Source organism: Bacillus sp. ABR, assembly GCF_056172715.1.
The window spans coordinates 1-24,528 of record NZ_JAOYSL010000006.1 but is presented as its reverse complement, the minus strand read 5'-3'; the positions used below and the strand labels follow the sequence as shown (position 1 = coordinate 24,528).

Here is a 24,528-nt window from a genome sequence, read left to right as displayed (position 1 = left end):
AAAAAAGGGTTTCGTTTTCTGACAAAAAAGGAATAATGAACATATCAGACTATTTGAAAAAAGTGAAGAGAAGGTGCGATATGGAACGGGAATTGCTCTCTGTGATAATTCCTTCTTACAATGAAGGTGAAAACATCAGACGAATCTTTGAGGCACTCGAGGAAGAGTTTCGCGATTTTCATTATGACTTTGAAATCATCTTTGTGAATGATGGAAGCAAAGACAACACGCTTCAATACATGAGAGAGCTCTCTCGCAAAAGTGCAAAGGTCAAATATATATCCTTTTCGCGTAACTTTGGAAAGGAAGCCGCTATTTTGGCAGGTCTTGAACATGCAAAAGGAGCAGCTGCGATTATTATGGACGCCGATCTGCAGCACCCGACGTATTTAATTCAGGACTTTGTCAGAGGGTATGAAGAAGGCTACCATCAAGTCATTGCCAAACGGAATCGTAAAGGTGACAGCAAGTTGCGCTCTTACCTGTCATCCATGTACTATAAGGTGATGAACAAGGTAGTAGAAGTGGACTTGCGTGATGGCGTCGGGGATTTCCGTTTAATTTCACGCCAAGCCATCGATGCACTGCTTCAGCTGAAAGAGGGAAATCGTTTTTCGAAAGGGCTTTTTTGCTGGATTGGGTTTGAAGAAAAGGTCATCTATTATGAAAATGTAGAAAGACAGCATGGTGATACAAAATGGTCACTGAAGAAATTATTTAACTATGGCATAGATGGCGTCATTTCTTTTAACAACCGCCCGCTGCGCATTTGTTTTTATACTGGCATACTGATCTTATTTCTCTCATTGATTTACATCGTGGCCACCTTTATTCAAATCGTCAGAACGGGCATTATGGTGCCGGGTTATTTTACTTTAATATCGGCTGTGCTGTTCCTCGGAGGTGTCCAGCTTTTGAGTCTAGGCGTGATTGGAGAATATATTGGCCGTATCTATTATGAAACGAAAAAGAGGCCGCATTATTTAATCCAGGAATCAAATGTGATGGAACAAGAGACAAGCTCAAAGGAACAAGACCGAGTGTTAACGCAGTTATTTAAATAACGTGGAGTCAAATAACCGGCAAGCACGAATCGCTTGCTGGGTTGTTTTGTTTCAAAGAACAGTGGATCTTTTGTGGAAAGGATTTAGATGATGAAACGTAGATGGATAATCATAGGGATGTGTCTCATTCTCGCTTTATTAGGACACTCCTTTTTCTTATATGAATATACGCAAGGCCGGTATATGACAGGAGATGGAGACGGCATCTCACAAATGCTCCCATTTAAAAAGCTGCTTTACGATGAATACGTCAAAGGAAACTTCTTTTATTCCTATCAATTCGGTCTAGGCGGCGGTACATATACGCAATTAGGTTATTATTTCACAACCTCGACTGTCTTTATGGTCACAGTCGCTGTCGTCTGGCTGATGAATGCGCTTCATGTCATCCAGTCAACGGACATTCATTTCTGGGCAAATGCCGTCATTTGGCTGAGTGTGATGAAGCTGACGCTTATTCTTTTCATCGCTTACCGTGTGCTTCTTTCCATGGTCCAGCATAGGCTGAGTGCATTAACAGGAGCCGCAATTTACGGATTGTCTATTGTGTATTTTCGGCATCAAACATTTTGGGAGTTTTTCACCGACAGTATGATGTGGCTCCCGCTGCTTGTGCTTGGGGTTGAACGGATTTTCAAAACAGGTAAGCCGGCTTGGTTTATTGCGGCGTGCAGCCTGATGCTCATCAACAATTTTTACTTTGCTTATATTCATTTTATCTTTTTAGCGATCTATCTTGTCTTCAGGTATATCATCAAGCTTCGAAGTGAGGAGCATGGGTGGAAGGTATTCTGGATGCTGGCGGTCTCTACACTGTTATCCTTTGGAATCAGTGCTGCCTTTTTTGTCCCGTCTGTCTATGGATTTCTTAATAATATAAGACCGCCATATGATCAATCTATACCTTGGTTTGATCTGCATGATCATCTGCTGTTTACAAGCAGGGTGTATTTATTACCTGTGATTTTTCTCATTTGTATGTTCCTCGTTCCGCTTTACCGGAACAGGTGGTTTTTCATGTTTACATCGATCAGCGTTCTGCTCATTGTTTTTCACTACAGTCCAAAGATGGCGAGCGTGTTTAATGGTTTTTCAGCACCGCAGTACAGGTTTGAATACATTCTTGCCTTTACAGTTGGAGCGGCCGTAGCCATCACCATCAAGCATTTCTCGCAAATCGAGTGGAAGTGGAAAAAGCGTGCGGTCTTAGGCGCTTGGATCGTGTTCCTCCTAGCAGTCGCCCTTTCAGAACGAGCAAAGGGAAATATGGATGTTGTTGTATTTACAGGCATAGGGCTGCTTGTGATCAGCTTGTTTTTCCTTGTGATTCATACGGAAAAACGCCAGCACCTTCGTCTCTTTTCAGCTGTGCTCATCGTTGTCAGCTTACTGACAGCAGGCGTGTATCAGCAGGGCTACTTATCTGAAAGAAGCAATATTAAGAGCGTATCAGATACGTATCTGAATAGTGAGGCATATGCTGGACATGAGCAAATGAAGCTCATTCAGCAGATTCAAAGCCGCTCTTCAAAAGATCCGCTTGCCCGGATTGATTGGATGAATGGCGTGCGCAACAATACCCCGTTATTTGAAGGCTTTCAAGGCATGAGTGCGTATTCAAGTATATTGAATCAGCATTTGCTCAATTTCTACTGGAATGACCTGCAAATCGATATGGGACGTGAAAGTGTCAGCCGTTATGCAACAATGGGGGACAGGGTGAATTTATACAGCCTGACCTACGGAAAGTATTATATGAGAGACAATACGATGCCTTACTCACCACCAGCTTATTTTAAGCCAATATTGGAAAGCGAGCATTATAAAGTGTATGAAAATACACGGCCGCTGCCATTTGCAAGAACAACAAGCACGATTTATTCAGAAGAATCCTTAAAAAATGCCTCAGCGCTTGATAGAGAGCATGCAATGCTGCAAGGTGTGATTTTAGACAAAAAAGGAAACGCTGAAATTGAGATTACGCCAAATCGAGTCAAGGATACAAATATTCATACGGAACAAGCCGTATACGAACATGGCGTGCTTGATGTATACGGAGAAACAGGCGGCCTGAATATCACGCTGCCAGATGATATGGCCCGCGCTGGAGATGTGTATGTGAGCTTTTATGTGAAGCGGACAGACCGTAACGAAGGATTTCAGTTATCCGTTGACAACTACGTCACCTCACGAAAAAGCAATACATCCATCTACAAAACAGGCGTCAATGAAGTGACGATTCGAGTCCCTGCGGAAAAAATCCTTTCTATTCGAGTACCAAAAGGGACGTATGAACTCAATCAACTGAGGCTGTATCAAGAGCCTTACCGCATTCTAGAAAAAGCATATGAAAAAGAAAAACAGGACAATGGCAGCCAGCAAGTAAAGCTCGAAAACAACCGCTTTACGATTTCATATGATAACAAACGCGGCGATGATTATATGATCTTGCCAGTACCATATGAAAAAGGCTGGGAGCTCACAGTAAACGGACAGCAGACAGATATTGAACAAGCCAATTACGCCTTTATCAGTTTTCCAATAGAAAAAGGCAAAAACGAGATTGTGCTAACCTACTATCCGCCTTATATCAGAATTCTCGCGTTGATTTCACTCGTCAGTTTGATTGGTGCAATCCTATATGCACGAAGGAAACACAAAAAACACCACTTTTCATCATAAGTGGTGTTTTTTTATCTTCCAAGGGCTGATCGATTATATGAAGCAAATCACTAAGCTTCTTTCTCAAACGAAAACGTCGCATAATCAAACAAAAAATGAAACAACCAAAGGCTTAGGGCAAAGAGAACTTCCTCAGAAGTAGATAGTAAAATGCCGCCCACCAATTCATCTGATAAATAGACAGCACCCCAAATAAACAAGAGATGAATTGAAATGGCATAGAAAACGACGGAGCGTTTTTTGGAACGGCACTTTTTAACAACCCTCATGAGCACATGCTCCACATGTTCAAAGGATATCCCAAGTACCACATAGATGCCCATAAATAAAAGCATCGATAAAATCGATTGATAAAAAGCACCTGTTAAATGAAAGAACAGCACACAAAACAACAAAAATATGTAAAAGACAGCCGACGCCGCCATGAGCCATTTCAGCCCTTGCCATAAAGCTTGAACAGATTGCTGCATAGGTGAACAAACACTCCTTTACATGAAGATACCTGCAAAAAGGACAGCCTTTTTGCAGGAAGTCAAACGTTAATCCTCTTTTTTAGGTGCAGCGATCACAGGATGTTTTTCAGTATCAAGCAGTTTTAAGAAATCTTCGCTTTGATCTAAATGATCAAGAACAAGCTGTTTCGGTGTAACCGCAAGCCACTGATTAAGCGAGATATCTGCATAATGATCGCTCTTAAAGATTTCTAAGAAATAAAGCGGTTCGTCGCCTGTATTTTCTACATAATGCCCCATCGCAAATGGGACATATCCAACGTCTCCCGCCTGATAGTTGAAGGTTCTCGCATGTCCATCAGAAGCAAATACCGTCATTCGTGCTTTTCCAGAAATGAAATATTGCCATTCATCCGTATTTGGATGCCAATGCAGCTCGCGAATGGCACCTGGATCAACTTTCACAAGAGCGGATGCAATCGTTTTAGACGCTTTGAAATTGGTAGAGTCCGCAATCCACACTTGTCCGCCACTTGACGTAATCGGCTCCTGTTTTAACAGCTCATATTTAAAGGAATTCGGGACTTCTCCTTGCTCTGTTTTCACCTTGTCACATTCAAGGGAACCAGGAATTCCTTTTTGGAAAATATACTTCTCTTTCTCTGGCAGCTTGTCAAACTGCTCTTTTGTCATACCGAAGTTCTTAAGCACGACTTCCTCTGGCGTGTGGGCAAGCCAATCCGTTACTTGGAACGTACTATTTTCTGAGAATGACCCATCATCAAACACAAGCAAGAATTCAGCTCCCGGTTCAAGTGCTTGGATAGAGTGCGGCAGGCCAGATGGGAAGTACCACAAATCACCCTCAGTCACATCCTCTGTAAAATTGCGCCCCTCTGCATCAACCGATGTAATCCGGGCTTCCCCATAAATCATGTATGCCCATTCCGCTTCCTTATGCCAGTGCAGCTCACGAATCGCACCAGGCTTTAGCCGCATATTAACAGATGCAAGACTTTTAGAGATCGGCAGTTCGCGGACTGTTACCTCGCGGGCGTAGCCGCCTTTTTCTAAACGATTGTGTGTATCAGAAAAAGAATATTTCATGTTGGAGACCGTTCCATGATCGGTTTCTGGCGGCGTGAGCATATCTGGATTTTGTCTGTCCCGCTCGAGATTACGTGGAATTTTGACCGTTGCTCCTTTTTCTCCTCGAATCGGCTGTGGTATTCCATTTGGCTTTTCACTCATGATAAAATCCCCTTTCAACATCGTATTGTGTGAGGTGACTAAAAGGCCTTTCATTTCGCCCTCGTTTTCATAAGGTGAAACGAATCAAGCAGATGTCAATCTGATTCATCATTTTTTTGAGCAGCGACTAATCGTTGGATGAGCTTGCTTAATTCATCAAACTTTCGTTCAAAGCGTGTCAGCAAGTAAACCGTCAAAATGGCAGGGAAGCCAGCCTGACCGAGCTGCTTCAGCCATTCCTCTGAAAAAAAGGTCTCCATTTGTCTCACCCCCCAGCGGATACTCGTCTTCTATATAAGTGGTATGAAAGAAGAAAAAGGAAAGCAGAGGGGGATAAAATGAACCATTAGACCCGTTTCACGAAGTTTACTTTTTTTAACTTTTGTCCACTTAATGCTAGTAGAGGGAACAAAGGGGAGGATGCACATGGATTATCGGCTGTTATTGAAAGCAAAATGGAAAGAAATCATTGATCACCCGCTCATTCAGCAGTTTTTAAGCAACCCGAAAAACGAGCAGCTGCTCCGGCAAGTCATGGAAGAGCCAAACGAGGAAAATGCCAAAAAACTAGATTCCGAGTTCAAACAGTTCTATCAGAAAATCCGCATCATCAAGTATATCTCCACAATGATACGCATCTTTTCAGTCGACTTTGACAAACGAGTCAAAAAGAAGCAGCAGCGTTTTCCACTCATACTCGATCATCCTGATACACAAGAAGTGAAAGACCCTGTTCAAACAGATACGTATGAAGCCGTGCTCTTCAACCAGCAAGACTTAGGGGAGCATCTGCAAGATCAAACATTGTACAAGGCCTACCAGCAGCTCACAGACAAACAAAAAATGGTCCTAACCCAAATCTATGTCGAAGGCCAAACAATGAAGGAAATAGCCGATCAGTTAGGCGAAACAAGACAAAACATCTCAAACATACACAAAAAAGCGCTCAGCAAACTAAAAGAAGAAACAGGGGGAGATGTCCGTGCAAGAAGACAAAATGACCAATGGAGAAATGGAAGAACTCATTGAAACCTTCACACCCATGATCAAAAAGAGACTACAAAACACGGCATATCAAGAAAGAGAAGACCTCGAACAAGAACTCTATATCAAACTCATCGAAAAAATAGACTGGCTAATTTACAAAGATGGACCTGGATTTTGGGAGTTTATTGTGGAATATATGACGAAGTTGTAAGAGTAAAACACAAAAAAAGACTCGCTCACACAGAGCCGAGTCTTAATTTTTTTTGCAGTTTTTCTTCACTGAAAATCCAGCCGGTATAGGAATTTTTGATTTGGTGGTCCATGTCGATATGGCAGATCGCGACAAAAGGATAATGACCTTTGCTGCGGTAGCGTAAATCAATGAACCGCACCTCATAATGATCCTTGTATTTATCCACTTCCCACCGGTAGACAGGGGAGAAGGAGAGAAAGGCTGAAATGTTTTCATCTTGCTTAGCAATTTTCATAATTTCAGTATCAGGGACCGGCACTCGGTTAAAGGTGTCTAAAATGACGACTTCTCCATTCATGCTGCGCCCAACATGGAAAGAGGATTTACATTTCACGGCAATGCGCCATTGTCTGAACTTCATTGTAGGCGAAATGATAATCTCTTCAATTTCATCAAACCGTGCACGCAGCTGACGTTTAATCTGAAGCTGCATGATGACCCTGACGATATAGTAACAGAAAATCACCGCATACAGCGTGATGAACGTATAGCCGGGATGCCCGCCAATCGCCCAAACGACTATGGCGACAAGGTGTGTAAAAAAGATAAACGGATCAAACGTATTAATGATCCCAAGAGCGACCCATTTCTTCGAAAATGGACGAATGGCCTGCGTACCGTATGCATTGAAAATATCAACAAACACATGAAGCACAACAGCTAATAGTGTCCATAACCAAAGGTGAAGTAAATTCGCCCCCGGCACAAATGGAAAAATCACAGCCGGAATCAGCAATGACCAAAACAGTACAGCCGGAATGGAATGTGTAAATCCTCGGTGATTTCTTATATAAACCGCATTATTTTTTAGTTTTAGCACAGTATCAATGTCTGGTGCTTGGGAGCCGGCGATGGTCGCGATCATTACGGCGTGTGCCATGTGTGGATCTGCGCTGACGGCTGGATCTAAAAGTGCAAGTCCCCCAAGAGAAATGCCCATTACTACATGAGTACCAGTGTCCAATTGATTACCTCCTAGTTATCATGCTTAGGAACAATCATACAAAGTATACGTCTCCAATCAAGACTATGTGCAAAATCACTTTTGCTTTATCCCGATTTAATGTAACATGTTAACGTATCTACAAACAGTATACAACAAATAAGGTTCTATTCAGAACGTTAGCCCTCGGTCCAATGAGAAGGAGTATAGATATGAAAGACATTCAAGAAAAGCTGGACCGCAAAGATATTGCGGGCTTTCAGCATGATTTAATTGATTGGTATGAAAAAGAACAACGAACATTGCCATGGCGTGAAAATCAAGATCCATACCGCGTCTGGGTATCAGAAGTCATGCTTCAGCAAACGAGAGTGGATACGGTCATTCCGTACTTCAACCGGTTTATGGAGCAATTCCCAACCGTAAAGGATCTCGCTTTAGCTGATGAAGAAAAGGTCATGAAAGCATGGGAAGGTCTTGGCTACTACTCAAGAGTGCGTAATTTACAGGCAGCTGTGAAAGAAGTATATGAATCCTACGGTGGCGTTGTCCCTGATACGAAAGAGCAATTTTCAAAGCTCAAAGGTGTAGGCCCATATACGAGCGGCGCAGTGCTGAGTATCGCCTATAACAAGCCGTATCCTGCGGTAGACGGCAACGTGATGAGGGTCATTTCTCGTATTTTGTCGGTATGGGATGATATTGCAAAACCAAAAACGAGAAATATTTTCGAATTTGCGGTCGATCAGCTCATTTCCCGGGAAAAGCCGTCAGAATTTAATCAAGGGTTGATGGAGCTTGGTGCGCTCATTTGTACCCCAACATCCCCTGCCTGCCTCATTTGCCCTGTGAACATGCATTGCTCGGCATTCGAGGAAGGCGTTCAGCATGAGCTCCCAGTGAAAAGCAAAAAGAAAAAGCCGACTGCAAAATCAATGGCAGCAGCGGTGTTATTTGATGACGCAGGCAACCTATATATTCATAAGCGGCCAAGTACAGGCCTTCTTGCGAATTTATGGGAATTCCCTAACATGGAAACAACGAAGGGAAGAAAAACGGAAAAAGAGCAGCTGATTGATTTCTTAAAAGAGGAGGCAGGTGTACAAGCGGAGCTTGGTGATTTAGAAGGCACCATTCAGCATGTGTTTACCCACCTCATCTGGAATATTTCTGTTTTCTTTGGACGAGTTAGCTCTGTATCTGATGACACGGTGCTGAAAAAAGTCACAACAGAAGAATTTGAGGCGTATGCTTTGCCAGTCTCACACCAAAAAATTTGGAAGCTGGCACTTGAACAGCCTAGTCGTATTTAACCGTTGTCCCGTGGGTATAATCAGCTTCATTTCTGTGCAATCCCCCGCGGTTTTCGATTTCAGAAATGATTTCTCGATACTTAGATTGCCCTTCTTCGTTCAAATAAGGTAAAATTTGTTGGAAAGCATGATGAAAGTAAGCAAGCTCAGTATCTTTCCATTGATCCTTGGACATCATGCCAAGCTGGCTTAAATCGCGTCCGACATACATGAATGTAACCTCCTAATAGGAACTTTCCTATTAGTGTGAAGCGAATGAACGAAAACTATTCAAATCAGGAGATGAACCATAATGAGTCAACGTAAATGTGCATTAATTACAGGAAGCAGCAGAGGAGTAGGGAAAGAAGTAGCCCTTCGCCTCGCTGAAAAAGGATATGACATTGTCATTAACTATGCGAGAAGCAAAAAAGCCGCACTTGAAACAGCGGAAGAAATTGAAGCGATGGGTGTCAAAACATTGGTTGTCAAAGCCAATGTAGGCCAGCCTGAGAAAATCAAAGACATGTTTCAGCAAATTGACGAAACCTTTGGCCGTTTAGATGTATTTGTGAACAATGCGGCATCAGGTGTTCAGCGTCCCATTATGGACCTTGAAGAAAATCATTGGGACTGGACGATGAATATCAATGCGAAAGCTTTGTTATTCTGCGGACAAGAAGCGGCGAAACTAATGGAGAAAAACGGGGGCGGACATATCGTCAGCATTAGCTCACTAGGCTCTATTCGCTACCTTGAAAATTACACAGTAGTCGGTGTATCAAAAGCAGCACTAGAAGCTTTGACACGTTACCTTTCAGTTGAGCTTTCACAAAAAAATATCGTCGTCAACGCTGTATCAGGCGGCGCAATCGATACAGATGCACTTAAGCACTTCCCGAACCGTGAAGAGCTTTTAGAAGATGCGAAGAAAAACACACCTGCCGGTCGAATGGTGGAAATTAAAGACATGGTCGACAGCGTGGAATTCCTTGTATCAGGCAAAGCAGACATGATTAGAGGCCAGACGATTATTGTCGATGGCGGACGTTCTTTGCTTGTTTAAAAAAATCATGAATAGGATGTACACCTTCTGCACAAATTAATGTGCGTGGAGGTGATAATGATGGATCAACAACAAAACAAAACAAACGCACAACAAGTGAAGAAACAAAACCAAGCTGCTGCACAAGGTGGTCAATACGGCACTGAATTTGCTAGCGAGACTGACGCACAGCATGTAAAAAAATACAACCAAAAAGCTGAGCAAAACAAACAACAAAACAGCTAATCACTGAAACAAAGGAAAGCACTTCATATACGAATGAAGTGCTTTTCTTTTTGCCTCGCACCACCATCCGACAAAACCTGTAAAACCTCTACATAAACAGTCAAAGGATTTCCTCCTTCTTTCAAGAAATGGTATACATACAAAAAGTGGATTCGATGAAAAGGGAGGAGTTAGATGTCTGATTTCGATCAGCTTGTAAAAGAACAAATGCAGCTCATGGATCAGCTGCTCGACGTGCAGGGAGAACTCGATCTATGCTTAGAAACAGAAAAACAATTGCTGCAGGATGAAAAAAAAGAAGAGTGGCATAGGCTTTGTGTTCAGATCAAACAGAAACGTGAGGAACTGCAAAAAGTGCAAACCTTATTTACAAAACAGACAGAAGAGGTCATCAATTCATATAAACAGATGGAAAAGAGTTCTAGCGTGATGTAAATCAGTGTGCCGTTCAATTGGGTTGAATGGCTTTTTCATTTCATTTTTTAATGATGTAACGGTATAATATAATAGAGACATGTTTAGTTGGGAAATTAGGTCTTTGGACTGTTAGGTTTGTTTGTTATAGAAAGTAGGGGAGAAAATATGGGCTATCCCAAGGAAGGAGAAACCATCCAAATTCAAAGCTATAAACACAATGGCTTGATCCACAGGATTTGGAATGAAACCACCATTCTGAAAGCAACGGAATTGTGTATCATTGGTGCAAACGACCGTACAATGGTGACTGAATCCGACGGCCGTACTTGGATGACGAGAGAACCGGCTATTTGCTATTTCCATGCAAAACAATGGTTTAATGTAATTGGGATGCTTAGAGATGATGGGGTATATTACTACTGCAACATCAGCTCTCCTTTTGCGACAGATGATGAGGCAATTAAGTATATTGATTACGATTTAGACGTCAAAGTCTTTCCAGACATGACGTACAATATTTTGGATGAGGACGAATATGCAGATCATAAGAGGCAGATGAATTATCCAAAAGAAATCGATAGTATCTTAAGAGAGCATCTAAATACATTACTGCATTGGATTCACCAGCGGAAAGGTCCGTTTGCTCCTGAATTTGTGGATATGTGGTATGAACGTTTTTTACATTATACAAAATAAGCAAGAGCATCAAAAAACCTGTTTGGCTTTTTAGGCTAACAGGTTTTTGACTGCGTACGGATAAGAGGCACTGATAGATTGGGAAGGAGATTTACATGGGGGTCATTAAACGCTACATGGCTTTTGTAACACCGTATAAAAAACAGATTGCATTAACAATGGTCATCGGAATGATTAAATTCTCGATTCCGTTAACATTGCCTCTGCTTTTAAAGTATGTCATTGATGATGTCATTCAAGGCTCGGGGTCGCCTGAAGAAAAGACATCAACTCTACTGATCATAATGGGAATCATGCTCGTATTATTTTTAGTGATGAGACCGCCTGTTGAATACTATAGACAATACTACGCACAGTGGACAGGCAGTAAAGTATTGTTTGATATTCGGGAGAAGCTGTTCTCGCATATTCAAAAGCTAAGTCTTCGTTATTATGCCAACACGAGAACAGGAGAAATTATTTCAAGAGTGATCAACGATGTGGAGCAGACAAAGGAATTTGTCATCACAGGTCTTATGAACATTTGGCTCGATATGATGACCGTACTAATCGTGATCGCTATTATGTGTACACTGGATCTGAAGCTCACCATCGTGTCTGTCATTATTTTTCCGCTATACGCTTTTGCAGTAAAGTATTTTTACGGACGGCTTCGTAAGCTGACAAAAGAGCGGTCACAGGCGCTGGCAGAAGTGCAAGGGCATTTGCACGAGCGTGTTCAAGGAATGCCGGTCATTCGAAGCTTTGCGATTGAAGAATATGAACAAGAGAATTTTCATGATGAAAACAAAAATTTCTTAAACAAAGCAATCAACCATACGAATTGGAACGCCAAAACATTTGCTGTCGTCAATACCATCACCGATATTGCGCCGCTGTTAATCATTGCATTTGCGGGTTACACAGTAATTAACGGATCGCTGTCGATCGGGACCATGATCGCCTTTGTCGGCTATATTGACCGGATGTACAACCCGATTCGCCGTCTCATTAACTCATCTACGACGTTAACTCAGTCCGTTGCGTCAATGGATCGGATATTTGAGTTTATTGATGAGCCATATGAGGTCACAGACCGGTCGAATGCAAAAGAAGCCAATCATTTAAAAGGAGAGGTAGAGTTTAAAAATGTGTCGTTTCGTTATGAACACACGCAGGAAGAGATTCTGCACAACATCTCCTTAAAAGTAGAAAAAGGACAAACGGTTGCGCTTGTAGGAATGAGTGGTGGAGGAAAATCGACACTCGTGAGCTTAATTCCAAGGTTTTATGATGTCACAAACGGGTCACTTGAAATTGACGGCATTGATATAAAAGAGTACAAAGCAAGAAGTCTTCGAAATCAAGTCGGAATGGTGCTGCAGGATACATTCCTATTCAGTGACACGATTAAAGAAAATATTGCGGTTGGTGACCCTGAAGCACCTTTTGAAAAAATCGTGTCGGCTGCAAAAGCGGCAAATGCGCATGATTTTATTATGTCTCTTCCTGAAGGATATGACACGAAAGTAGGAGAACGGGGCGTAAAGCTATCAGGCGGACAAAAACAGCGAATTTCGATTGCGAGGGTATTTCTTAAAAATCCACCGCTGTTGATTTTAGACGAAGCGACGTCTGCACTTGATTTAGAAAGTGAGCATTACATTCAAGAAGCGATGCAAAAGCTGGCGAAGGACCGCACAACCTTTATTGTCGCACACCGCTTATCAACCATTACACATGCTGACCAAATTGTGGTCATGGAACAAGGCGAAATAGTGGAAAAAGGAACACACGAAGAATTAATGAACCGAGACAGCCACTATCGTCATTTATTTACCATTCAAACATTAAATTAGTAGAAGCCTATCCGATTCTAGCGGATAGGCTTTTTTATGTTGTCAAAAACATGACATATTTCCCAGCTTGTCTCAATACAATTTTAAAAAGTATGACGGGGTGGTGAATATGTGAAAGAACAAGACGTGCTGCTAGATGTCAAACAGCTGTCCATTGCGTTTCAGCAGAAAAAACAAAAAGTGCCCATCGTCCATCACATATCGTTCTCAATTCAAAAAGGAGAAACGTTAGGAATTGTGGGCGAATCTGGCTGCGGGAAAAGTATCACAAGCATGTCATTAATGGGATTGAATCAGCAAACCGATACAACGGGCGAGGTTCATTTCGAAGGGCAAAATCTGCTGTCACTTTCAGAGAAAGAGTGGCGAGAGATAAGAGGAAATGACATTTCGATGATTTTCCAAGAGCCCATGACTTCTCTGAATCCATTGATGACCATCGGCAAACAAATGACGGAAGCCCTTTTCACACATCAATCAATCGGTCAAAAAGAAGCAAAAGCGAAGGCGATTGATCTTCTTCAAACAGTTGGGTTGAAGCAAGCAGAATCGCTGCTGAAAAAATATCCACATGAATTATCAGGCGGTATGCGCCAGCGTGTGATGATTGCAATGGCAATGCTTTGTCACCCAAAGCTCATGATCGCTGATGAACCGACGACTGCACTTGATGTCACCATCCAAGCGCAAATCCTTCGTCTGCTCAAAAAGCTGAACGAAGAGATGGACACAGCTATTTTATTTATTACTCACGATCTAGGCGTCGTGCGGCAAATATGCCAGCGAGTCATGATTATGTATGCCGGTCGAATTGTAGAAGAAGGAACCGTTGACCGTATTTTTCAAAAACCTCTGCATCCCTACACGAAAGGTCTTTTCGCCTCAGTCCCATCGTTTAAAGAGAAAAAAGAAAAACTCATCTCTATTGCAGGTCATGTGCCTAAGCCAGGGGCCATCCGGTCCGGCTGTCAATTTGCACCACGCTGCCGATATCAAATGGCGCAATGTCTTGAAAAAGATCCAGCCTTACAATCCATTGAACACAATCACCGCGTGGCATGTTTTCTAATGGAAGGAGGAGAAGACACTGAGTCACCCACTCTTGCAAGTGAATCAACTGACAAAACGGTATGACACAGCCGCTTTTTTTTCTAAACATAAACAATCGACTTTGGCTTTAAATCAAGTCTCCTTTCACGTGAAGGAAGGAGAAACGCTTGGCATTGTTGGTGAATCAGGCTGCGGGAAATCAACACTTGGCAAAAGCTTGATGAGATTGACTGAACCGACGTCAGGCTCTATTCAATTAAAAAGGCGGGAGATCACCCTTCTGAAAGAACGAGACATGCGTTCCTTAAGAAAAGATATTCAAATGATCTTTCAAGATCCTTATGCTTCTTTAAATCCGAGAATGAAAATCAAAGATATTTTAGAGGAACCGCTGATTGTTCATCATCATGGGACGAAAGCAGAAAGACGGAAACGGGTTAAAGAGATGCTGCACATTGTTGGATTTGATCCTTCCTACGGGGAACGTTATGCGCACCAATTCAGCGGCGGACAAAGGCAGCGTATTGGCATTGCTAGAGCGCTCATTACGCACCCAAGTCTTGTCATTGCCGATGAACCAGTTTCGGCTTTAGATGTATCCGTTCAAGCGCAAATTTTGAATTTGATGCTTGAATTGCAAAAGACGCTTTCTCTTACGTATCTGTTTATTTCTCACGACCTTGGGGTTGTCAGATATATGAGCGACCGGATCGCCGTCATGTATGCTGGGCGCATTGTCGAGATGGGGCCTGCCGAAGAGGTGTTTCACAGCCCGCTTCATCCCTATACGTCGCTGCTTCTGAAATCCATTCCACATATGGATCACGTACTAGAGGCGCAAGATGTGGCAGCAGAAGAGATCACAATGACGGAACGCGGCGGCTGTCCTTTCTACAAAAGGTGTCCAAAAAGATGGGAGACATGCCTGAAAGCCGTTCCTGCTTTGTATGAGAAGGAACCGGGGCACGCAGCCGCGTGTTATTTATATCAAAAGGAGGAACACAATGAAGAAGACATGGTTATTCAGTAGTTTCATTTTTGTGCTGGCACTGGCGCTCTTTTTAGGGGGATGCTCGTCTTCACCGACATCGGAAGAAAAGGCAACAAAAGATACCCTCGTATTTGGCAGAGGGGGAGATTCCACTTCACTAGATCCAATCACAACGACAGAAGGTGAAACCTTCAAGGTCACAGAGAATATATTTGAAAAGCTTTTGAATTACGGTGAGAAAGACACGACCATCCATCCTGGCCTCGCAACAGAATGGGATGTTGCAAAGGACGGAAAATCATACACGTTCTACTTAAGAGAAGGTGTGAAATTTCACGATGGCACAGATTTTAACGCAGAAGCAGTGAAATTCAACTTTGACCGCTGGATGAATGGAGACGCAGAAAAGTTCCCTTACTATGGCATGTTTGGCGGCTATAAAAAAGATAAAGGGCATGTCATTAAAGACATCATCGTCAAAGGCGAGCATGAAATTGAATTTCAGCTAAAGCGCCCGCAGGCAACATTCCTTAAAAACATCGCTATGTCACCATTTGGCATTGCCAGTCCAGCGGCTATTGAAAAAAGCGGTGATTCATTTAGAGAAAATCCGGTGGGGACAGGACCATTCAAGTTTAAAGAGTGGAAGCAAAACGACCGTATCGTGTTAGAAAAGAATGAGGATTATTGGCAGAAGGATAAACCAAAGCTGAATCAAATCATCTTCCGCTCCATTCCAGAAAACTCTGCTCGTTTAAATGCCTTGAAAACAGGCGAGATCGACTTAATGGATGGCGTGAATCCATCAGATTTAGATGGCATTAAAACCGACAAAGCACTCCAGCTCATTGAAAGACCATCGATGAACGTAGGGTATATCGGACTGACCGTCACAAGAAAGCCGCTCGATAACAAGCTGGTTCGTCAGGCACTCAATTATGCGGTCGATAAAGAATCGATTATTGAGTCATTTTATGGCGGACTTGCTGAGCCCGCAAAAAATCCATTGCCGCCAGCTTTAGAAGGCTACAATGATGACATTGAGCCATATCCGTATGATCCAGAAAAAGCGAAAGAACTATTAAAAGAAGCGGGCTTCCCTGATGGCTTTCGCATCAAACTTTGGGCGATGCCTGTACCACGTCCATACATGCCAGATGGGATGAAGGTAGCAGAAGTCATTCAGTCAAATTTTGAAAAAGTCGGTGTCAAAGCAGAAATTGTGACATATGACTGGGCGACCTATTTAGATAAAGCAAGTAAAGGGGAAGCAGATGTGTTCTTATTAGGCTGGACAGGAGACAATGGCGATCCTGATAATTTCATTTACACACTGCTGGACAAAGACAGCATTGGCGGTAACAACTATACATTCTTCGAAAACGATAAAATGCATGACATCCTCATTGAAGCGCAAACAGACACAGATCAAAAGAAACGAAATGAGCTGTATAAAAAAGCACAGGAAATCATTCATGACGAAGCACCTTGGATTCCATTGGTGCATTCAATTCCAATGCTTGCCGCATCTAATGATTTAAAAGGCTACCAGCCGCATCCAACCGGTTCAGAAGCTTTAACTGACGTGTATTTCGAATAAGCAAATAAGGGAGATCTTATATCTCCCTTATTCAAACAAAGATGAAGGCGGTGAAAGCTGTTTGTTTGCTTATTGTATGAAGCGGGCAGGAATGCTCATCCCAGTACTGATCGGAATGACATTGGTCGTGTTTTCAATTATTCGTTTTATACCTGGAAATCCAGCGCAGGTCATCTTAGGACAGCGGGCAACGAAAGAGGCAGTAGAACAATTAACGATCCAGCTCGGTTTAGATCAGCCATGGTATGTTCAATACGGTCATTATATGCTTGGACTTTTAAAAGGGGATTTAGGAACTTCCATTCGAACAGGAGCGGCTATTGCCCAGGAAATGAAACCTTACTTATTTGCGACGTTAGAATTGACCTTTTTTGCCATGGTGCTGGCGATTGTCGTGGGAGTGAATGCCGGAATCATTAGTGCTTGGTTTAAGCATTCTTTCTTTGATTATGCCGCAATGTTTATTGCACTCATCGGAGTGTCCATGCCAATTTTCTGGTTAGGCTTAATGGGGCAGTGGCTGTTCTCGATCGAATTAGGTGTTTTGCCGACAACGGGTCGAGAAAACGTAAGGAATCCAGTCGAATCGATTACGTATATTCATACACTGGACACGCTTTTGCAAGGCCGGTTTGATCAATTCGCTGACAGTATCAAGCATTTGATCTTACCAAGTACAGCACTCGCGACAATCCCTGCAGCGATTATTGCGAGAATTACAAGGGCAAGTATGCTGGAAGTGCTTCATTCAGATTTTATTCGAACAGCAAAAGCAAAAGGGGTACGTTCATTGTTCATCATTTATCAGCATGGTCTGAAAAATGCGCTCATTCCGATCTTGACGATTATTGGTCTTCAGACAGGCCTCTTACTTGGTGGAGCGATTTTAACAGAAACCATTTTTGCTTGGCCGGGAATTGGCCGGTATATATATGACGCCATCAGTTATCGTGATTACCCAGTCATTCAAACAGGCATTCTCGTCGTTGCGCTCATATTTGTCCTGATCAATTTCATTGTGGACATCTTGTATGCGGTTATTGATCCAAGGATTAAATATTAGGGAAGGAGAGTGACAATATGGAAGCACAAAAAGAGCTTGACCCACCTCAGCCAAAAGATGAACGCCCTCAATCATTGATTCTTGAATCAATGAAACAGTTCTTTCAGCATAAGCTGGCGGTCATTGGCAGTGTGATTGTCTTTTTATTTCTCATCCTAGCGATCTTTGCACCGCTCATTGCTCCTTATGGAATCAATGAACAATCACTTGGTGAGCGATTTAGTGCCCCCTCAGCTGCACACTGGTTTGGTACAGATGATTTCGGTAGAGATATCTTTTCAAGAGTTGTGCATGGAGCACGGATTTCCTTATGGGTCGGTTTCTTCTCGGTTCTCGGGTCTGTCATTTTAGGCACACTGCTTGGATTGATAGCTGGCTATGGCGGAAGAGTGCTAGATGCTGTGATCTCGAGATTGTTTGATATTTTACTTGCTTTTCCTAGCATTCTCTTAGCGATTGCTATTGTCTCCATCCTAGGCCCCTCCTTACAAAATGCCCTTATTGCCATTGCGATTATTAATGTCCCAACTTTTGGACGGCTCGTTCGTTCAAAAGTACTGAGTATTAAACAAGAAGAATACGTGCTGGCAGCAAAGGCGGTTGGGATGTCACACCGCCGCATCGTGCTGCGCCACATTCTGCCAAATAGTATGGTGCCGGTCATCGTACAGGCGACGCTAGCGATCGGAACGGCAATTATTGAGGCAGCGGCTTTAGGCTTTTTAGGATTGGGTGCACAGGCGCCAAGTCCAGAATGGGGAAAAATGCTCGCCGACGCGAGACCTTATCTCGTTCAAGCCCCTTGGACATTATTCTTCCCAGGGATAGCAATCATGCTGACGGTTCTAGGCTTTAACCTGATGGGGGATGGATTAAGAGACACACTGGATCCTAAAATGAAGAAAATAAAATAAGACCGATTCTCAGAACCGGTCTCAGCGCACTGACAAACCCTCGCATTCGGTGTCAGTCCTGCGTGCCGGTGCTCACGAATACTCAATTCGCTCCGCTCCAGTACTCGTTCTTCCTAGACTGCAAAGGTTTTCAGAGCACGCTGAAAAGAAGACAAAGAGATAAAATCAAGATCATTTTAGCTCTTTGTCAACAATTTAAGACCGATTCTAGGAATCGGTCTTTTCTGTTTATGCTTCTTTTTCTTCTGTCTCAATTTCACTATCTTTTGGGTGATACGTCTGGAAGCTTGTAATCAATGTATCTAAATGCTCTAATTCATCACGGTACTCAATGATGCTGGACATGACATTCAGCATATTGTAATCGAGTAAGTCGTTTTCTTGGTTTTGCTGATGCTGAATAAATGATTTCGTTAACGTCTCAAGGCGAAGAGAGCATTCATTTTGAAATTCATCGTCCTGCGGCTTCATTTTTCCGACGAATTTCATCAAGGTGCGCTCATGCCAATACAGTAAATAATCAATTTCATCCGTTAGGCTTTCCCTGAAATGCTCTGGCATCAAATGAATCTCATTTTCTAATTTATGAAGCTTTTTCAGCAAATATAGCGCGCGATTTGATGCCATAATGGCCTGCCTGAACAAAACAAGCTTTCTTGATTTGACATAGGTGGTTTTCTTTAAATAGCTTCGTTCTTCTTTGTATAACAAGTAAATGTGATCTAATTTGATCATGCGTTCTTTTATTTGATCGATGTCATCCTTTAAAGTGGAATGATCAGTAGACTGTCTGGAGGTCAGACGGATCCATTTTAAAATCTCCTCCGTATTTTCCATAATGTGATGAACAAGCTTTGTTTCATACTTTGGCGGCAGGAAGATTAAATTCACTAAAAATGAAGAAAGAACTCCTAACACCACAGTAGCTGTTCGAATTAAGGCAAAGGAAAGGAAATGATCCCCTGCACTTTCTAAAATCGCGATGACGGTTACAAGTGCAATCGGAATGGTGTGTTCAATCTTCAGCTTTAAATTAATGGCGATAACCATGACGGCGGTTAAACCGATAATGACTGGTCCTGTGCCAAAAAGCAGACCGAACGTAATGGCAAGTGCTGCTCCAATAATATTGGCTTGCACTTGATCAACAATGGTTAAAAAAGATCGATAAATAGATGGCTGGATAGCAAATACAGCTGCAATTCCCGCGAAGACGGGCGTTGGCAACCCAAGCCATGTTGCCAGGTAAAGCGCGAGTACAATGGCAATACCAGTTTTTAAAATACGGGCTCCAAGTTTCATTGGTTTTGTCCCTGCATTCCTTTCTTTTCGATAATAGATGATCACTCGTCATTTATCATTCATATTTTGATGAAACAACTAAGTAATATACAGCGGTCTTCCGAAATATTCAAGTGATTTTTGAAAGTTCATGAAAACATCAAAAGAAGGTATTGAGAAGAAATGTAACAGATTCGCACGCTTTTGACAAACAAGAGCTGGTCAATAAAAAAACAGGCGCATGTTTTTACGCCTGTTTTGGACTTCATTATGATTGTTTTAGCTGTGCAAACGCATGATCTACTGCTTGCAGCGTCTCGGAAATATCTTTTTCAGTATGTGCGATTGTTAAGAACCAAGCTTCATATTTAGAAGGAGCGAGGTTAATGCCTTGCGCGAGCATTAATTTGAAGAAGCGGGCAAACATTTCGCCATCCGTATTTTCAGCCTGCTCGTAGTTCACAATCGTTTCTGTTGTGAAATAAATTGTGAGAGCACCTTTTAAGCGATTCACTGTAATATCTACTTGATGCTTTTTGGCATGGGCTAAAATGCCTTCTTCTAACATAGCGCCAAGCTGATCAAGACGTTCGTAAACGCCGTCTACTTTTAACACTTCCAAGCAGGCAATACCTGAAAGAATGGATGCAGGATTTCCTGCCATTGTGCCAGCTTGATAGGCTGGTCCAAGCGGAGCAACTTGCTCCATAATTTCTTTTTTACCGCCGTAAGCACCGATAGGAAGTCCGCCGCCAATAATTTTTCCTAATGCAGTAAGGTCAGGTTTTACTTGAAGCAAGTCCTGTGCACCGCCATACATAAAGCGGAAAGCGGTAATGACTTCATCATAAATCACCAGTGCGCCTTTTTCATGTGTGAGGTCATTGACCTGCTGCAGGAAACCGTCCTTAGGTTCCACGATGCCGAAGTTCCCGACAATTGGCTCGACAAGGACAGCAGCTACTTCATCGCCCCAGCGATCCAATGCTTCTTTATAGCTGTCAATATCATTAAATGGAACGGTAATGACTTCATTGGCGATACTCTTTGGTACACCCGCGGAATCAGGTGTTCCTAAAGTGGAAGGACCAGAGCCTGCTGCCACTAGTACAAGATCAGAGTGGCCGTGATAGCATCCGGCAAACTTAATAATTTTTGTTCTGCCTGTATATGCGCGAGCTACTCGAATCGTTGTCATCACCGCTTCTGTACCTGAGTTGACAAAACGAACTTTGTCCAAAGCAGGCATGGCTTCCTTCAGCATTTTAGCAAAAGTGACTTCATGCTTCGTTGGTGTTCCGTAAAGGACACCTGTTTCAGCCGCTTTCGTGATGGCTTTTGTAATATGCGGGTGGGCGTGTCCTGTAATAATTGGACCGTATGCTGCTAGATAGTCGATATAGCGGTTTCCGTCAACATCCCAAAAATAAGCGCCTTCTCCTCTTTCCATCGCAACGGGTGAACCGCCGCCTACTGCCTTATATGAACGAGACGGGCTGTTGACACCTCCAACAATGTGCTCCAGCGCCTCTTGATGTAATTTTTCTGATTCTGTGAATTTCATAAATAGCCTCCTATCTCAACGTATCACGTCGTCTATCATTATTTTAACATGCCGATGCAAGCGTCCTTAGTTGAATATCCTCTCAAAATTGGATAGGCTAATTAAAAAATAGGTTGGAGGGATTGTGTCATGACAATCGAAGTAGGGCAGCAAGTACCTGACATTGAATTAACCGGTGACAATGGGGAGAAAGTAAAGCTTTCTGATTTTAAAGGAAAACATATTGTTCTTTATTTCTATCCAAAAGATATGACACCAGGCTGTACAACAGAAGCATGTGATTTCCGCGACCGCCATCAAAGCTTTGCAGAACTAGATGCTGTCATTATCGGCGTAAGCCCAGACAGTCAGGACAAGCACCAAAAGTTTAAAGAAAAACATGATTTGCCGTTCCTGCTTCTTGTAGACGATGAACAGAAATTGTCTGAAGCCTTTGGCGTATGGAAGCTGAAAAAGAACTTTGGCAAAGAATATATGGGAATCGAGCGTTCAACGTTTCTTATTAATAAAGAAGGCACGCTTGTGAAAGAATGGCGAAAAGTAAAGGTAAAAGACCACGTGGAGGAAGCGCTTGAGGAATTGAAAGCTCACGCTTAATATCCTAACAGGATGAGATCGGCAGTCATGCCGGTCTTTTTTGTAAAGAAGAATAGGTAAAAAAGAGGATTGTAATTGACAAAGTTTCGGCTCTGGGGGTACACTATTTATAAAGATTACAATATAAGAATATTTTTGAAGAGAGGTGCATGATGAAATGGCTGCTCACGAACTAAAAGACGCTTTAGATGCTCTAAAAGAAACCGGTGTTCGAATTACTCCGCAGCGCCATGCCATCTTGGAGTTTCTCGTAAATTCTATGACTCACCCAACCGCAGACGATATATATAAAGCACTTGAAGGAAAATTTCCAAATATGAGTGTCGCAACGGTTTACAACAATTTACGAGTTTTCCGGGAATCTGGATTAGTAAAGGAATTAACGTATGGTGATTCCTCAAGCCGATTTGATTTTGCGACATCTGACCACTACCATGCGATTTGTGAAAACTGCGGAAAAATCGTGGACTTTCACTATCCTGGCCTTGATGAAGTTGAACAGCTTGCATCCCATGTGACGGGCTTTACAGTTAGTCATCATCGCTTGGAGATCTATGGAACTTGTCAAGAATGTGCGAAAAAAGAAAATCATTAATGAAAAAGCTGACCGGTTAAATGGTCAGCTTATTTTTATGACTTTTTTCGATTGTAGGATTCATCAAACTCTTTACCTTCTAATGTTGGATCAAGTGTAAGCGGCTCCTTGCAATGCATGCACATGTCCACACGCCCAAGCACTTTTGTTTCCTTCTCACAGCCTGGACAAACGACACGTACTGCCTTCGTAGAAAGCATACCAATCCAAAAGTAAACGGCTGTACTTAATCCAATCGATAAGACGCCGAGCAGCATAAAGAAAGTCGACAGCCAGATCGATTCCTTGAAGAACACACCGATATACATGATCAGAAAGCCAACAAAAACCAAACTAAGTGCAAATGTTCTGATTTTATTAATCTTACTGGAGTATTTCGCCATCCCTAGTCCCCCTTATCTCCAATATAGCACATTTTACCTTTCCGTTTGAATTAGTTATAGAGTTTTGTGAATAAATTGCTTATAATGATTCAATGATCTTTTTTCATGTATTGAAGGAATTTTGATTCTATGAGGAGAAATACATAGCATTAGAGAAGAACTTTACACCCGAGTATTGGAGGAATCACTATGGAAAATCTTCTCCGTCCTATTTATCAAGAGAGAGCAAGCCATCCAGATACATTAGCTGTGATTATAGTAGAAAGAAGACATAAAGTATCTTCTGAGACGGATAACTTTGATGCAGCACTTTTAGTCATCGTAAAAGAAGCGGAAGAGCCGTTATTTATCAAGCACTATGAATCCGATCACCAAACAGCTTCTTTAAACGTTGTCACAGATGATCAACTGAAGGAATGGATTACCCTTGGTACTAACCGCCGAATCATCGATTGGATCTTGAATGGAAAAGTCCTGTTTGATCGAAATGAATATATTTTCAACTTAATTGATGAACTAAGTACATTCCCGTTTTCAAACCGCAAGCTCAAAATCGGTTTAGAATATGGTAAGCTCATTCGCAGATATATAGAAGGAAAAGCATTTTTTGAGTCAAATCAATTCCTTGATGCATATAATTCCATTGTGCATGCCCTGCACCACTTAGCACGTATTGAAGTAATTGATAAAGGCTTCCACCCAGAAGTGACCGTTTGGAACCAAGTGCGTCATATGGAGCCCGAAGTATACAAACTTTATTCAGAACTGATTGAAAGTCATGAAAGTCTGCATAAGCGTTTAGAACTTTTATTTTTAGCAAATGATTTTTTGATCCATTCAAAAGCAGAAATTGGTGCCGCTCATTTGCGTCATGTCATGGAACAGAAGGATATATGGCTTTTTGGTGAGCTTCTTGCACACCCTGATCTAAAGTATTTCACGCCTGACCTCAGCGTGATGATTGATTTCTTTGTGGAAAAAGGAATTGTTCAAGTGGAGCCGATTGAGACAAAGGGACAAAAAATCTATCATCGAGGATATTTTGTGAAAAAAGATATTGACGCATGAATATTATGATGGTATATTATTAAGCGTCGCTAACGAGCAACTGAGTTACTTTGAAAGAAAAGCTGACAAAAAGAAATTCTAAAAAACGCTTGACGCACACGGCGCTCAAATGTTATATTAAGAAAGTCGCCTCTGAGCGATAACGAAGATGATCTTTGAAAACTAAACAAGACAAAACGTACCTGTTAATTCGAGTTTTTATAAAAAAATCCTATGATACTTCATAGGTAGTCAGTCAAACGCTGACGAGGCAGGA

Annotated in this window: 25 protein-coding genes and 1 pseudogene; 18 read left to right on the top strand and 8 right to left on the bottom strand. The window is 42.2% G+C overall.

Annotated elements, in window-relative coordinates; translation table 11 throughout:
- Positions 1–80 precede the first annotated feature (80 nt).
- Positions 81–1,064, top strand: a complete 984-nt coding sequence (locus OIT90_RS17165; RefSeq protein ID WP_024425218.1) for a glycosyltransferase family 2 protein — start codon at positions 81–83, stop codon at positions 1,062–1,064.
- Positions 1,065–1,151: 87 nt separating this feature from the next.
- Entirely contained in the window at positions 1,152–3,746 is a 2,595-nt protein-coding gene (locus OIT90_RS17160) for a YfhO family protein (RefSeq protein ID WP_474892770.1), read from the top strand.
- Between the two features lie 50 nt (positions 3,747–3,796).
- Here the strand turns inward: OIT90_RS17160 and OIT90_RS17155 are convergent, their stop codons facing one another.
- From OIT90_RS17155 to OIT90_RS17145, 3 genes are all read right to left on the bottom strand, one after another.
- The gene (locus OIT90_RS17155; protein WP_474892769.1) at positions 3,797–4,216 is read right to left on the bottom strand and encodes a regulatory YrvL family protein; all 420 of its coding nucleotides are present in this window, start codon (positions 4,214–4,216) and stop codon (positions 3,797–3,799) included.
- 69 nt (positions 4,217–4,285) lie between these two features.
- Complete coding sequence (locus tag OIT90_RS17150; protein ID WP_474892768.1) at positions 4,286–5,449, bottom strand: oxalate decarboxylase family bicupin; 1,164 nt, start codon at positions 5,447–5,449, stop codon at positions 4,286–4,288.
- 95 nt (positions 5,450–5,544) lie between these two features.
- Complete coding sequence (locus OIT90_RS17145; RefSeq protein ID WP_073204399.1) at positions 5,545–5,709, bottom strand: YvrJ family protein; 165 nt, start codon at positions 5,707–5,709, stop codon at positions 5,545–5,547.
- 166 nt (positions 5,710–5,875) lie between these two features.
- Between OIT90_RS17145 and OIT90_RS17140 the strand changes: the two genes are divergently transcribed.
- Positions 5,876–6,478 carry a sigma-70 family RNA polymerase sigma factor gene (locus OIT90_RS17140; protein WP_474892767.1) on the top strand — a complete coding sequence of 201 codons (603 nt, stop codon included), beginning with the start codon at positions 5,876–5,878 and terminating at the stop codon, positions 6,476–6,478.
- Positions 6,426–6,647, top strand: coding sequence for a sigma-O factor regulator RsoA (rsoA, locus tag OIT90_RS17135; protein ID WP_474892766.1), 222 nt, complete (start codon positions 6,426–6,428; stop codon positions 6,645–6,647). Before OIT90_RS17140 ends, rsoA begins: the two co-directional genes overlap by 53 nt.
- A gap of 25 nt (positions 6,648–6,672) precedes the next feature.
- Here rsoA and OIT90_RS17130 read toward each other — a convergent pair whose 3' ends face one another.
- Positions 6,673–7,653 carry a metal-dependent hydrolase gene (locus OIT90_RS17130; protein WP_034623275.1) on the bottom strand — a complete coding sequence of 327 codons (981 nt, stop codon included), beginning with the start codon at positions 7,651–7,653 and terminating at the stop codon, positions 6,673–6,675.
- Positions 7,654–7,844: 191 nt separating this feature from the next.
- Between OIT90_RS17130 and mutY the strand changes: the two genes are divergently transcribed.
- Positions 7,845–8,945 carry an A/G-specific adenine glycosylase gene (mutY, locus tag OIT90_RS17125; protein WP_474892765.1) on the top strand — a complete coding sequence of 367 codons (1,101 nt, stop codon included), beginning with the start codon at positions 7,845–7,847 and terminating at the stop codon, positions 8,943–8,945.
- Here mutY and OIT90_RS17120 read toward each other — a convergent pair.
- The gene (locus OIT90_RS17120) at positions 8,932–9,156 is read right to left on the bottom strand and encodes a hypothetical protein (RefSeq protein WP_044139672.1); all 225 of its coding nucleotides are present in this window, start codon (positions 9,154–9,156) and stop codon (positions 8,932–8,934) included. The genes mutY and OIT90_RS17120 overlap by 14 nt on opposite strands.
- Positions 9,157–9,237: 81 nt before the next feature.
- On the opposite strand from OIT90_RS17120, the gene fabL reads away from it, so the two are divergent.
- The 10 genes and pseudogenes from fabL (at position 9,238) to OIT90_RS17070 (ending at position 18,784) form a co-directional block, all read left to right on the top strand.
- Positions 9,238–9,990 carry an enoyl-[acyl-carrier-protein] reductase FabL gene (gene fabL, locus OIT90_RS17115; protein ID WP_024425211.1) on the top strand — a complete coding sequence of 251 codons (753 nt, stop codon included), beginning with the start codon at positions 9,238–9,240 and terminating at the stop codon, positions 9,988–9,990.
- Positions 9,991–10,065: 75 nt separating this feature from the next.
- Positions 10,066–10,215 (top strand): annotated as a pseudogene (locus OIT90_RS17110) (gamma-type small acid-soluble spore protein); the annotation flags it as partial.
- 174 nt (positions 10,216–10,389) lie between these two features.
- Complete coding sequence (locus tag OIT90_RS17105) at positions 10,390–10,650, top strand: YgaB family protein (protein WP_047204195.1); 261 nt, start codon at positions 10,390–10,392, stop codon at positions 10,648–10,650.
- Between the two features lie 147 nt (positions 10,651–10,797).
- Complete coding sequence (gene ntdP, locus OIT90_RS17100; protein WP_024425209.1) at positions 10,798–11,328, top strand: nucleoside tri-diphosphate phosphatase; 531 nt, start codon at positions 10,798–10,800, stop codon at positions 11,326–11,328.
- Positions 11,329–11,423: 95 nt separating this feature from the next.
- Positions 11,424–13,166, top strand: a complete 1,743-nt coding sequence (locus tag OIT90_RS17095) for an ABC transporter ATP-binding protein (protein WP_268475054.1) — start codon at positions 11,424–11,426, stop codon at positions 13,164–13,166.
- A gap of 111 nt (positions 13,167–13,277) precedes the next feature.
- Positions 13,278–14,300, top strand: a complete 1,023-nt coding sequence (locus OIT90_RS17090) for an ABC transporter ATP-binding protein (protein WP_268502644.1) — start codon at positions 13,278–13,280, stop codon at positions 14,298–14,300.
- Positions 14,269–15,246 carry an ABC transporter ATP-binding protein gene (locus OIT90_RS17085; protein ID WP_268502642.1) on the top strand — a complete coding sequence of 326 codons (978 nt, stop codon included), beginning with the start codon at positions 14,269–14,271 and terminating at the stop codon, positions 15,244–15,246. The genes OIT90_RS17090 and OIT90_RS17085 overlap by 32 nt, the downstream gene beginning before the upstream one ends.
- The gene (locus OIT90_RS17080) at positions 15,221–16,807 is read left to right on the top strand and encodes an ABC transporter substrate-binding protein (RefSeq protein ID WP_172881328.1); all 1,587 of its coding nucleotides are present in this window, start codon (positions 15,221–15,223) and stop codon (positions 16,805–16,807) included. The genes OIT90_RS17085 and OIT90_RS17080 overlap by 26 nt, the downstream gene beginning before the upstream one ends.
- Positions 16,808–16,868: 61 nt before the next feature.
- Positions 16,869–17,870, top strand: coding sequence for an ABC transporter permease (locus tag OIT90_RS17075; protein WP_144516526.1), 1,002 nt, complete (start codon positions 16,869–16,871; stop codon positions 17,868–17,870).
- A gap of 17 nt (positions 17,871–17,887) precedes the next feature.
- A complete protein-coding gene (locus OIT90_RS17070) occupies positions 17,888–18,784 on the top strand; it encodes an ABC transporter permease (RefSeq protein WP_048240058.1) in 897 nt (298 codons plus the stop codon).
- Between the two features lie 228 nt (positions 18,785–19,012).
- Here OIT90_RS17070 and OIT90_RS17065 read toward each other — a convergent pair whose 3' ends face one another.
- Both OIT90_RS17065 and OIT90_RS17060 read right to left on the bottom strand, forming a co-directional pair.
- A complete protein-coding gene (locus OIT90_RS17065) occupies positions 19,013–20,086 on the bottom strand; it encodes an FUSC family protein (protein WP_039177329.1) in 1,074 nt (357 codons plus the stop codon).
- Positions 20,087–20,333: 247 nt separating this feature from the next.
- The gene (locus OIT90_RS17060) at positions 20,334–21,629 is read right to left on the bottom strand and encodes a glutamate-1-semialdehyde 2,1-aminomutase (protein ID WP_474892764.1); all 1,296 of its coding nucleotides are present in this window, start codon (positions 21,627–21,629) and stop codon (positions 20,334–20,336) included.
- 129 nt (positions 21,630–21,758) lie between these two features.
- Between OIT90_RS17060 and bcp the strand changes: the two genes are divergently transcribed.
- On the top strand, positions 21,759–22,226 hold the full coding sequence (gene bcp, locus OIT90_RS17055) for a thioredoxin-dependent thiol peroxidase (protein ID WP_024425791.1): 468 nt from the start codon (positions 21,759–21,761) through the stop codon (positions 22,224–22,226).
- Positions 22,227–22,383: 157 nt separating this feature from the next.
- A complete protein-coding gene (gene perR / locus OIT90_RS17050) occupies positions 22,384–22,821 on the top strand; it encodes a peroxide-responsive transcriptional repressor PerR (protein ID WP_003217782.1) in 438 nt (145 codons plus the stop codon).
- Positions 22,822–22,856: 35 nt separating this feature from the next.
- Here the strand turns inward: perR and OIT90_RS17045 are convergent, their stop codons facing one another.
- Positions 22,857–23,204, bottom strand: coding sequence for a YgzB family protein (locus OIT90_RS17045; RefSeq protein ID WP_474892763.1), 348 nt, complete (start codon positions 23,202–23,204; stop codon positions 22,857–22,859).
- Positions 23,205–23,393: 189 nt separating this feature from the next.
- On the opposite strand from OIT90_RS17045, the gene OIT90_RS17040 reads away from it, so the two are divergent.
- Positions 23,394–24,272 carry a nucleotidyltransferase-like protein gene (locus tag OIT90_RS17040; RefSeq protein WP_024425790.1) on the top strand — a complete coding sequence of 293 codons (879 nt, stop codon included), beginning with the start codon at positions 23,394–23,396 and terminating at the stop codon, positions 24,270–24,272.
- Positions 24,273–24,528: the final 256 nt, after the last annotated feature.